Here is a 12491-nt window from a genome sequence, read left to right on the forward strand (position 1 = left end):
TCGAATCGGGGGAGAATATTTAAGTAATCAATCGATTGATTAAATGTATAAAAAACCGCTTATTTTCTTACTTGAAAGATGATTGAATGACGAATTACATGTCGAGATTTGTACTTAATCACACCTTCGTACAACCATCCACAAATTACTCTATAGTCAATAAGACTCAACTACTAAATATCGGAAAATCATACATTTTGATTATATAGCCCTGTTTTTTTCCATGATATAGTAAAAGTACTTGTTTTTTTGAGATACGTTCATTCGTTCAATCGCTAAGGGAAAAAGAAGTGGCCAATAGATGTCTTTAGCTTATTATTATAGTTTATTAAGATTCAAAGAAGAGCAACTTCATCGTCTCCAAATTTGTAATAGTGAATTGAATTCTTGCCAACAGGATTAGCATCCGCCTTACTGAAAATGAAGACCTAGTTCACCCAAAACTCAAACAGGATCTTGACGTGAAGACCTCACTTCTACCAGCTTTTATTCCTTCAAATAAAGTGAAATTTCAACGGATCCAATCTTTCTCGGTTAAAAAACTACTTGTTTTTTCCTTTACAGCATGATAAAGTTGGATAAATCGGATTTTTCAAATAATTACATATTCATATTCTTATCAAGAGAGACGGAGGGATTGGCCCGACGATGTCTCAGCAACCAGCCGGTTTTCGGCAAGGTGCTAATTCCAATAGGTATAGAACATGCCTAGAAGATAAGAAGATCGTCCTCGTATTTTCGTGGGCCCTCTTCTTATTGAGGGCCCTTTTATTTTTGTTTATAAGGGAAAAATTCGAACTAATTAAATGCTTGAAGAAAAATCTATAAAAGAAAGTAGGAAATAACATGACAGAGTTAGCAGCACAAGAACTAGTAACGAATGCACCATTTAAAGCCGATCACGTCGGTAGCTTTTTACGACCAGAACGTCTTAAGCAGGCCCGGTTACAAAAGGAGAACGGTGACATTACCGCTGATGAATTACGTAAAATTGAGGACGAGGAAATTATAAAGTTAGTTGAAAAGCAAAAAGAAGCTGGTCTTAACGCTGTTACTGATGGCGAATTTAGACGTGCTTGGTGGCATTTAGACTTTCTTTCAGGTTTTGATGGCGTTTTGTTTCATGAAACAAATGATGGAATTCAATTTAACGGCGTTAAAACGAGAGCACACGGCATTAAGGTAACTGGAAAAATCTCATTTTCCGATCATTACATGATCGACCATTATAAGTTCCTTCATAGTATTGCAGGCGATGCTGTTGCAAAATTTGCAATACCTAGTCCCAATATGCTTTATTTCAGAGGAACACTTGACACAGACGTGTACCGCACTCACGAAGAATTTTATGATGATTTAATTGCTGCTTACCAAGGTGTGATTCAGGCGCTTTATGATGCAGGTTGCCGTTATCTGCAATTAGATGATACAGCTTGGTCCCTATTCTTTTCAGAAAAAGGGAGAGAACAAATTGCTAATAGAGGATCTGATCCTGCTACATTGGCACAATTGTTCCAAAGAGGAATCAACGAGGCTATTGCAAATAAGCCGGATGACATGATCATTACGATGCACATTTGCCGAGGCAATTTCAGATCCACGTATTCATCCACTGGTGGTTATGAGGATGCTTCTAAAACGATCTTCGGTGGATTAAATCTTGACGGTCTTTTCCTTGAATTTGATGACGATCGTTCAGGTGGCTTTGAACCGTTACGCCATATCAATCGACCGGATCTTTACGTTGTATTAGGCTTAATCACTTCTAAAAAAGGCGAATTGGAAGACCCTGAACGGATTAAAGAAAGAATTGCAGAAGCTTCAAAGTATGTTCCATTAGATCAAATCTGTTTGAGTCCACAATGCGGGTTTGCTTCAACAGAAGAAGGAAATGTACTGACAGAAGAAGAACAATGGGCAAAAGTACGCCACGTTGTGAATATTGCACAAGACGTTTGGAAGTAACAATAAAATAAACTCTTATAGAGAGTGGTGGAGGGACTGGCCCTACGAAACCCGGCAACCCTTTAACAATCTAGTTAAATAGGTGCTAATTCCTGCAAAGCGGCATGCTTTGATAAATAAGAGGGATACTTTGCCAAATCAGGCTGTCCCAAGGCTCTATGATCCCACATGCTATACACAGTTTATTGTGTCATGTACACGTTATATAAACGGAAATTTAGTAGATGTGGGGTCTAAAACCCTATGGGACGGTCTCTTTTGTATGTTGAGTAAGACAATTATTAGGAGAATTGGAAGTGTATTGAATGAAAAAGGAAGGTTGGAAAAGGTATCACACCATTTGGGGGCTACTATTTTTAGGTTGGTTTGTTTCTTATATTGACCGAACAGCAACTGGCCCCGTTGTGACATACATGATTGAAAATGAGATAGGTTTTTTCGCCAATGTAGCAAATCCTCATGGAATAGGCGGTCTAATCGGAAGTTTGTTCTTTGCAGGCTTTATGCTTATGCAATTTCCAGGAGGCTATCTAGGTGATCGATTCGGCTACCGTACGATTATTATTTTAAGTGTAGTTTGGGCAGGGATTGCCACATTATTAACAGGGGTAGCTGGCGGACTTATTGCATTTATCCTATTTCGAGTAATACTAGGGCTAGGTGAAGGTGCATTTTATTCAAATGATCGCTCATATATTGCCTACCATACACCGCCTAAAAAAGTTGGTCTAGGAATGGGTGTTGCCCTTACCGGATTGTCTGTAGGACTTACAGCAGGTACACTCGGTGTACCATTTCTGATCACCACTGCAGAACCATTTATGGGAGAAGAGGCATGGCGTTTTCCTTTTTTTGTGATGGGGATTATTACACTTGTTAGTGCATTTTTTATTTTTAAATATATGAAGCCAAAAAATAATCCTAATCAATCTGTAGATCATTCTTCACCAGGTATTAAAGTACAATTTAATAAAGCACTACTATATATGTCGATGTACTCAGCTGTTTTTCTTGTAATCGTAATGGGAATCTATTATTTCTCCATAAAACTAGGTTTATCCAATATTGCAATTGCTATAATACTTGTAGCTCTTTGCCCGCTCTTAATCTTTTATTTATACACAACGAAAAAATCAGAAATAAAGCCAATATTAGCCAACAAAAACCTTTTCTTATTGTACTTATTCTTCATTCCAATCATGTGGCATCTTTGGTTTTACGGATTTTGGTCTGTATCTATTGTCAAAGATTTCGGTGGCGGTGCATTAATGGCGGCTGCTCTGATTGCATCATTTAATGCATTGGCTGGAATCATCGGTTTTCCTCTTGGTGGTAAGATTTCTGATATGGTGGCAGATCGACCAAATGGGCGACGTAATGTTCTAGCTATTTTAACCGCTGCTCTGACCGTTCTTATTTTTATTTTTGCCGCATATGTCATGATGGGAAATAACAGTCCGATCGTTATGTCCATCATCCTGTTTGTTTCTGGATTATTCTTCTTTGCATTACAACCGGTAGCACATGCGCTTGCTTCTGATTTAACACCTGAAAAAAGCAGAGGATCGATGTTCGGAATGCTTAATTTAATTGCCGAAATCGGCGCCGTGCTTTCTCCTGTTATCTCAGGAGTACTACGAGATAATACCGGCAGTTGGGGCATCCCACTTGTGCTAGATGGTATACTAATGGCAGCAGGTCTGCTACTTGTATTAGGCGTTTCCAGTAAAATCGCGCTCCACAATTCGGGAACTTTGAAAAAGAAAATAAGCTAGAGTTTGGATTGCAATGAGAAAAGCCTTCGTGATTTCTGTGAACTCACGAAGGCTTTTCTCTAATTTAAGGCATCGCCAATATATCTTCCTATTTCGAATCGTTCTATTAAGGATTCGTTGACCAAAGTCCAGCATGTTTTAAGACAACACGTGGATGAAGTTTTAGCTGGGCAACCATTAAGTCCGCTAAATCTTCTGCTTGCATCACTTTTTCTGGATTACCGTCTGTTAAGTTCAGTTCTACAGCCATATCTGTTGCAACCGTACTTGGCGTTAACGTTGTAACACGAATATTTTTCTTACGTACTTCAAGCATTAATGACTCACTTAGTCCGATCACTGCAGCTTTTGAAGCCGAATATGCACTTGTAATTGGTGCACCTTTTTGCCCAGCTGTTGATGAGATATTAATGATGTCGCCTGTATTGCGCTCGATCATTTCTGGTAATACCGCACGTGTTGTGTAATATACACCTTTTACGTTAACATCGATAATATTTGTCCATTCTTCAGGCGTTAAGTCCATGAAGCCACCGAATTTTGAAATACCAGCATTGTTTATTAATATATCGATTGCTCCAAGCTCGCCACGAATTGATTCAACCGCTGTCGTAATCGAGTCTAAATCCGCTACATTTGCAGAGGCTATCGCTACCTTCACATCATACTGTTTAAGTTCTTCTGCTACTTTTTGTAAATTTTCAAGTGTACGTCCAACAAGACCGACATGAATACCTTCTTTGGCAAAAGCTACTGCTGTTGCACGCCCTATTCCGCGCCCCGCTCCTGTAATTAATGCAACTTTTCCTGCGATCGATTGCATATTATCCGCTCCTTTGCTTTAGATGAGATAAGTTTATTTTAACATTTTTTGAAATAAAGTGTAATTATACACAAGATGAACTTACTGAACTACTCTCCGCCGGTCATTTTCTCGGTAAGATAGGTAAATTGAAAAAACTTTACGAAAAAGGGCATAACCATCGTCAACGAAGCTGATTTTTTGGGGATAATTTGGTTATATACATAGATATATTATTTGACACATCATTCTTCTAAATAGAGATTTTTTGTTGAAGCTTAATTAACATCTAGCAGGAAGCTAAGAAGATTTACAACATCATTGCTTAGATGTATCTATATATTTATCTGATATTACTCGATAATTTTCATGATGTACTTTATCCCATTCAGTCTTTTGGTGTTTATGATGTTTGAGAATTTGATTCATAGCCGCCTTATTGTATAATCGGAACCCTTGTTCAGCCGCCCAACTACATAAATAATCATGCTCTGGGTGTGAAGGGTTTTGATAGACTTCAAGGAAGTGCACAAACCCAGGCGGACCACCTACATCTTCTGGAGGTGCTTCCCCTGCCCCATCAAGCACGGTTGGGAAACCAAAATAATAATCCTCCACGACTTCTTCTAACTTCACATGAATGCGCCAATCATCACCGAAATCATACACATATAAAAACTCACCTATGCGCTCCATATAGGTATCAATTTTTATCCTCGTCGGCTGCTTCACGGCAATTCCTTTATACGATTTGCTTTTCGCTTCATCTATTCGATGTACATAATTCGTTACAACAACATCATCAAGCTGAAACTCAAACAAATGCATGGGCTCATATGGATATCCACTCTTAAAATTCGTTACATTTTGAATGACATCGTGCAAACGATTAAATGTAATTCCACCTGGTACAATTACTTTTCTCCACACAACCGGCTCAATATTTTTAAATTGGAATGTTAGGATGTAGGATTTCATAGAAGACCTTCCTTTTTCTTTTTCTACTCACTCTAACTTTCTACTGTTTTTATCTTCCTTAAATGCTGTATTTGTATGTTGGTCCATTGTATATCATATGGCTTTATTAACGTAACCATTTTGTTTGTTACAAATCGTATCATTAAAAATATAAAAACATAAAAACATCCCCTATTTCAGCATACTAGGAGATGTTTTTCCATTCACACGTGATTATTTAGTTAAATTCAAACATGCAAACACAGATTGTTCTAGCTTTCCTGTCATAAAGCTATTTAGAAAGCTTATTATTTTCTCTCGTTTTCACTAAATAATACGCATTTATCCAGGAAGCGATTGGAATAATCAGAGCTATACCAATTCCTGCACAAAAGATCGTGATCATCTCGGCACTGAATACTTTTGAATTGACAATTTCGTCAACAGAATAAGATAAATCTTTAAACCATAGCAGCAATCCCAAATAGCCCCCAAAGAACGCAAAAAATAATGTATTCGTATTGGTCCCTAATATATCTCGGCCAATACTTAATCCAAATGTGAATAAATCTTTCCGGCTAATAGATGGATTATGATAAAAGATCTCACGCATGGGCGATGTAATGGAAATGGCAACATCCGTTATGGCACCTATCGTACTCATAATAATTACTGCGGCTCCAATTTTCACAAAATTCACGCCAATATAAAGAGAAAATACGCCAAGCTCCTCTATTTCTTCTTCACCAAATCCTTGAATTTTAGTGTTTTCTGATACAATTTCAATAAAAAAAAGTAAAATAACAATCGTAATAATTGTTGAAATGAACGCCGTAATTGTTTTACTGTTCACTTCATTAATATAAAATAAATTAATACAACTAATCACTGCACATGCAATCAATGTTAAGATAATCGGATTGATATTTGGATCTGTCATGAAAATAATGGTAAGGAGCAGCACACCAAAGTTTAAGAATAAAGAAATAAAAGACCGTGCTCCTTTTTTTCCACCAATAAGTATCATCAATATAAATAAAATAGCGGCCAGCCACACTAATACATTCATGATCGCGCCCTCTTTCGATTAACAAAAAAGATAGTAGTATATAGACCGATCGGAATCGTCAATACAATGCCAATACCTCCGGCTAGAGCCCGGGCCAATTCCAATGAAAGATTCATCGAAAGGGTAAATCCCAATGGAGAAGCATTCTTTAAATACAAAATAAGTATTGGAATGGAACCACTTATGTATGCAAAAAATAAAATATTTGTCATAGTTCCCATAATGTCTTTGCCAATATCCAATCCTGAAGTTTTAAGTGCTTTGATTGATATGTTGTTATTCTGTTCATACAACCCAAAGATAGATGATGACATCGTAATAGCTACATCCATTACTGCTCCTAAGGATCCGATGAATACCCCCGCCATAAATACCATTTGATAAGGACGTGTAAGGAATTGCATCTCTTCATAACGAAGTCCTTTTTCTGAAGTTAACCATAGAACAAGATAGGTTATGAACAATGAAACAAAAGTTCCCAACAAGGTCGCAATAATAGCGGCATATGTTTTTTCATTAAAACCATTAACGAGTAACAAAGAAATGACAGTAAATAAAATGACACTTATACTGCAAATCAATACCAGACTCGTTTCCGGATCATACAAATAGACATCCAATGCATAAGATAATAAAACCGCATTCACGGCCAAACTTATTATCGAAAACAGCCCTTGTTTTTTTCCAACGATAAGTAAAATAAAGATAAAAATCCATGCTATATATACAACGAATTTATCACGTTTTACGTCTTTTATAGATCCCGATAATTCTGTACTACCCTTACTGTTTGTATCAATCGAAATGAACAATTCATTTCCAACATGGTATTCTTGATCATAAGCTCCAGATGTTGAATACTTATTCGTTAAATGAATGATCTTCCCTATATTTTCTCCGTTTTTTATTTCGGCTGTTATATGTTGTGTGAAAAGATGATCTTTATTATTATGTATATCAATCATTTCAGTTGTATCTTCCAGATTGGTTTTGATTACTTTGGCTATTGGGCGTTCATAGAACGAATAATTGTGATGAACAAAAATGACAGAGGCGACAAAACAAACACCTATTATGGCGAATAAAACAATTTGTTTGGAAGACAACTCTTTAAATTTAGTTATAAGTACGTTCAAGAAAAAACCTCCAACTCATGATATGGACCCATTGGATCAAGTGAAACGTCAATCAGTGAGGGGTTCTTCATTCCTCGCCTACAGCCTCACCTAAATGTACTCCGATAATAATGGGTTTAGATTAACAGGAATATATTTCAACCGTCAAGAAAACCTCTTTCCAGCCGATTATGTAGATAGCCCAAACTTATTGTACTTATATAATCTCAGGTTTTATATCCCAAAAGGTTTTCATATAGTAGACCTTAATAACATTAAGCTGTTTTCGCATACTTTGTTGTTTTTCCATTATATGTACACGAACAATCTGGGTTGATTTCCGTTGCAGGTACTCGCTTTTCGCAGACGGGTTCTTCCTAAACACGCTTCTCTAAGCAGGAGGCTCACACCTTACACTACAATCAACATCTACTCGATTGGCTAAAAACAACAATCTTTACGAAAAGAGCCTAAAATTAAAACAAAGTCCGAATGTTGGAATTTAACTTTTAAGGCTTGTCCTTTTCTTTACATAGAAAAATCCCCTTCAGATAGACTGTAAAGGGACATATTACTATGTTCTCTTTGTTCAAGTCTATCTAAAAGGGATTATAGAAATTGATTAATATGTTAGTCCATGACCAAGTTTATAAATATTACCATCGCTATCCTTATAGGCATAACTGAGTCCTTCAGGCATGTATTTGTCCTTATCATAGCCCGGTACATCATTTCTCGACACACAATCGCCATTCTGATATACCGCAATTACTTCCTCACTTGCCGGTAATGTCAATGGTAATACGCCTACTGGTCGGCTATTGCCTGCGATAACTTCAAGCTGCGCATTATAGAAAGTATCGTATCCAGCAATTAAAGCATCTGCCAACGGTTCTACACTTTTAAGTATCCATGGCAATGTCACATTAACACTGATAACCACTTTACCACCACGATTATGAACGTTGTCTACCACTTCTTTTAAATGATTCATACCAGTTATAGTTGTTTCCTGATACAATGAACCATCCAAAGACGATACTACTTTATCCTCACAGATATCAAGTTCTAATAGTCCAGGTGTCGCGTTGAAATAAGATCCGGATTTTGGATGAAGGAACATGATTGCTATGTCAGCTTCTTCATAGTTTTCAGTCATCGTAAATTGGCCGAGCTCTTGACATTCTTTTCTGGCCTTCTCAGTGTAAGTTGTTGCTCGTTCTACTTCCTTGTGTAATACTTCTACATAAACCTTTTTATTATTAAGTTTTTCAGCTGTTAATGGTAATATTTGATTTTGGTTTTTAAGTACAGTTACGGATTTTTTATGTGCTTCATAAGCTGCTTCCCAATTCGCTTTGTTGCTAACTACAGAGGTAGCCACTTCTGGTGAATTATACGTACGATCATCGAAAAGACCTAAAGCAAACATTTCTGTTAGTAGACGTACATTCGCTTCATTAATACGTTTTTCACTAATCCAACCTTTGCTAACAGCTAATTTAAGATTTTCTATATCATTTGTATCAGCAACTATATCTGTCCCCGCATTGACTGCCTTAGCAAAGCGTTCCGCCTCACTTAACTCTTCAACGCCCCAGCTCATATTATTTACAATACCACTGTCACTATTAATATAGCCTTTGAATCCAAGTTTTTCTCTAAGAATATGATTAATGAAATAATGATTAAATGTGAAGCCAACCTCTTCGAACGGAATGTCCTCCCCTTCGAACTCTTGTACCACACTCTTCTTGATGCTTGGTATAGAATAATATGGCATGATGGACGATGTTCCATGTTCTACCGCTGCTCTAAATGGTGGTAAATGATACTTTTCTAAGCTACCTGGTGTTGGGTAAAGATTCCATTTCCCTTCTTTATAATGAGGGTCAAATCCATTCTCTCTTGCTCCGCCACCAGGGAAATGCTTCGTTGTCATCGTAATACTACGATCCCCTAGTTCCTCTCCTTGGAATCCATCGATAAGGCGACCAATAGCGTCAGAAATAAATTCTGGATTTTCTCCAAACGTACCATACGTCCGTTGCCATCTCGGATCTGTAACGACATCCGCCATATACATATAACCTTTTCTGATACCAGTAGCATCCCACTCTTCGCGAGCAATTTTAGCAAATTCGCTAATCAGTGATGCATCTTCACCATTTTTAATATCGCCCTGTGCTGCCGCTGCTAGCCCTAGGGTTCCAGGCCATGTAGAGAAAATTCCACCTGCATCATTCATACCGAATATTGATTCTGCATTTTCATTTCTTGAATTAGATGCGATCAAGACAGGAATACCTAAACGTGTTCCCTCAGCAACTTCATTCATTTTATTAATCCACTCCGCCATTTCAGCTGGACTAAAGTTGTCTCTTAAAATGAAGTGTCTTAAATTCCTTTTCTCGATGGTATGAGTTGTTCCATATATTTTAGAAGCGGCAAATATATTTTCACCTTTTTCCACAATCGCTTCATCTAATATCCCATCATGACTTGTCTTTTCCTTATCTTCCTGAGAAAGCCCCATTTTACGTGTATTAATCAGCATCATACCGATCTTTTCATCCATATTCATCAATGAAACGAGGTTCTCTGCACGCTCTTTCGGGCTTAAACGCCAATCCTTATATGGATCAAGCTTCCCATTATTATTCAAATCCTTAAATTTTAATCCATCAACCTCTATGATATTCTTAACTCTGACTTCTAATTCCGGTTGTTTATGATTCATTTCCATTTTAATGCCTCCTTAACTTGGCCTTCTCCTCATTATGCCCTTGAGAAGAATCGATCTATCATTCAAACACCATGTATAATAAATTTGATATCGCTTACTTTATATTGTTATAATAACAACAAAAAGTTCAAAATAAATGGCGTTTGTTGCTAAAAATATTGTAATTATTGCTATGCGAGAGGTTGACACCAAATGAAGCAATCTGTTCTTATTCCAGTAATAAATAAAGGTTTTGAAATTAATTACTTTAGCAAAAAAAACCAACCTCATGATTGGTTCAAGAAATATAACGAATCAGCCGAGAAATTTTCCCAATTAGAGGCTTTATTTCAATTGCACAGGCACGATGTTTTAGAGGTTCTTGTATTTTTAGATGGGGAGTGTGACTTTTTTTGTGAAGGAAAAACCTATTCCTTAAGGAGAGGCGATGTTGTGGTAATCCCTCCTTATGCTGTTCATAAAGCTATCGTTAAAAGTATCGATAACTATGAGCGTATAATTATTAGCGTTAGTGAGCATTTAATGAGCGACTTTCTATCTAGTTCACCATCTATGAAAGAGAATATGGTTTATCAAAAGACACAAGGTTCTTATGTGTTACATCTGCATTCAAAACATTTCCAAGATATAATTTTTCTACTAGATGAAATAACTCATAGAATAAAAAAAGGCGAAGAAAACTTTTCCTTCACATTAAATTATCAATTATTTCAAGCACTTCAAATTATCTTCGATCCCGCCAGTAGGATGCCCAATCTTAGTAACAAGGAAGAGCTAGACCAAAGATTCGTATCTATATTAGAATACATTGAATCACATTTGACAGAGCCTGATTTAAGTTTAGACAATATATCTAATTATTTTCATTTAAATAAATACTATTTTTCTCATTACTTTAAAAAGAACATGAACCTTCCCTTTTACCGTTACGTATCATTAAAGCGTCTATCTTTTGCTGTAACGATGATTAAACAAAATCAGATCTCCATAGAGGAAATCGCCTTAAAATGTGGTTTTCCTGATTATTCGAGTTTTTACAGACTCTTCAAAAAGGAATACGATATTTCTCCAAAAAAACTCCAAAAAGAATATAAAAGTTTATATTAAGATGCATCTAGAACAGCACTCATTTAGGCACGCTTACACGTCCTTGTTAATTGAAAAAGGGGATATACTGAAGAAATATAATTAGACCTGACTTATTACTTCAACAGCGCAGACGCTTGGTCTAAGCGAAAAAGAGCTAGTCTATGGTTAATTCTTTGGATGTAGAAATAAAGGGTATTTAATGGAAGGTTTTAAACAACATTTTTCATCAAGGACAATTGTTACTATCACGGCCACGACTGCAAACAAGGTCAAGGGGCGGAATCCATTCATACAACTATGTTTCGAGTGCTTCAAACATACTTAATATGGGGGTTTTGCCTTTTCAAAACTTCGATGACATCGCATGCAGATTTCAAGTCGTGATGCTCCTTCTCTTAGTCGCTCAGCATTTCGTTGACTAAATCGATATTATTTTCGGTTCAATTTTTTTCGATTCTGTTTTTTTCTACTTCTGTTTTTTTCGGCTTCGTTTTTTTCGATTCTGTTTTTTCTGACTCTGTTTTCTTCGGCTTCATTTTTTTCGATTCTGTTTTCTTCGGCTTCATTTTTTTCGATTCTGTTTTCTTCGGCTTCATTTTTTTCGATTCTGTTTTTTCTGACTCTGTTTTCTTCGGCTTCATTTTTTTCGATTCTGTTTTTTCTGACTCTGTTTTCTTCGGCTTCATTTTTCTCAATTCTGTTTTTTCTGACTCTGTTTTCTTCGGCTTCATTTTTCTCAATTCTGTTTTTTCTGACTCTGTTTTCTTCGGCTTCATTTTTCTCAATTCTGTTTTTTCTGACTCTGTTTTCTTCGACTTCATTTTTCTCAATTCTGTTTTTTCTGCCTCTGTTTTCTTCGGCTTCATTTTTTTCGATACTGTTTTTTCTGACTCTGTTTTCTTCGGCTTCATTTTTTTCGATTCTGTTTTTTCTGACTCTGTTTTCTTCGGCTTCATTTTTTTCGATTCTGTTT

The 12491-nt window shown here is 36.5% G+C and carries 9 protein-coding genes and 2 riboswitches; of the genes, 3 read left to right on the forward strand and 6 right to left on the reverse strand.

Features of this window, described 5'->3' with window-relative positions; genetic code table 11:
• Positions 1-613 precede the first annotated feature (613 nt).
• A riboswitch (SAM riboswitch) is annotated at positions 614-722 on the forward strand.
• Positions 723-846: 124 nt separating this feature from the next.
• A complete protein-coding gene (locus HNP81_RS18985) occupies positions 847-1965 on the forward strand; it encodes a 5-methyltetrahydropteroyltriglutamate--homocysteine S-methyltransferase (protein WP_182503664.1) in 1119 nt (372 codons plus the stop codon).
• Between the two features lie 12 nt (positions 1966-1977).
• A riboswitch (SAM riboswitch) is annotated at positions 1978-2088 on the forward strand.
• A 182-nt stretch (positions 2089-2270) separates the two neighbouring features.
• Positions 2271-3740: an MFS transporter gene (locus HNP81_RS18990; RefSeq protein ID WP_182503665.1), complete on the forward strand. Its 1470-nt coding sequence runs from the start codon at positions 2271-2273 to the stop codon at positions 3738-3740.
• Positions 3741-3846: 106 nt separating this feature from the next.
• On the opposite strand, the gene HNP81_RS18995 is transcribed toward HNP81_RS18990, so the two are convergent.
• The 5 genes from HNP81_RS18995 to HNP81_RS19015 form a co-directional block, all read right to left on the reverse strand.
• The gene (locus HNP81_RS18995; RefSeq protein WP_182503666.1) at positions 3847-4563 is read right to left on the reverse strand and encodes a 3-ketoacyl-ACP reductase; all 717 of its coding nucleotides are present in this window, start codon (positions 4561-4563) and stop codon (positions 3847-3849) included.
• A 297-nt stretch (positions 4564-4860) separates the two neighbouring features.
• Positions 4861-5520, reverse strand: a complete 660-nt coding sequence (locus tag HNP81_RS19000; RefSeq protein WP_182503667.1) for a plasmid pRiA4b ORF-3 family protein — start codon at positions 5518-5520, stop codon at positions 4861-4863.
• A gap of 271 nt (positions 5521-5791) precedes the next feature.
• Entirely contained in the window at positions 5792-6568 is a 777-nt protein-coding gene (locus tag HNP81_RS19005; RefSeq protein WP_182503668.1) for a YibE/F family protein, read from the reverse strand.
• Positions 6565-7704, reverse strand: a complete 1140-nt coding sequence (locus tag HNP81_RS19010) for a YibE/F family protein (RefSeq protein WP_182503669.1) — start codon at positions 7702-7704, stop codon at positions 6565-6567. Before HNP81_RS19010 ends, HNP81_RS19005 begins: the two co-directional genes overlap by 4 nt.
• 601 nt (positions 7705-8305) lie before the next feature.
• Positions 8306-10429: a glycoside hydrolase family 3 protein gene (locus HNP81_RS19015; RefSeq protein WP_182503670.1), complete on the reverse strand. Its 2124-nt coding sequence runs from the start codon at positions 10427-10429 to the stop codon at positions 8306-8308.
• 192 nt (positions 10430-10621) lie between these two features.
• Here HNP81_RS19015 and HNP81_RS19020 point away from each other — a divergent pair, with 192 nt between their 5' ends.
• Positions 10622-11536, forward strand: a complete 915-nt coding sequence (locus tag HNP81_RS19020) for a helix-turn-helix domain-containing protein (protein ID WP_182503671.1) — start codon at positions 10622-10624, stop codon at positions 11534-11536.
• 411 nt (positions 11537-11947) lie between these two features.
• Here the strand turns inward: HNP81_RS19020 and HNP81_RS19025 are convergent.
• On the reverse strand, positions 11948-12491 hold a 544-nt coding region (locus HNP81_RS19025; protein WP_376766770.1), incomplete at its 5' end, for a right-handed parallel beta-helix repeat-containing protein.

Origin of the sequence: Peribacillus huizhouensis, assembly GCF_014138605.1 — a bacterium.
Classification (GTDB): Bacteria; Bacillota; Bacilli; order Bacillales; family DSM-1321; genus Peribacillus; species Peribacillus huizhouensis.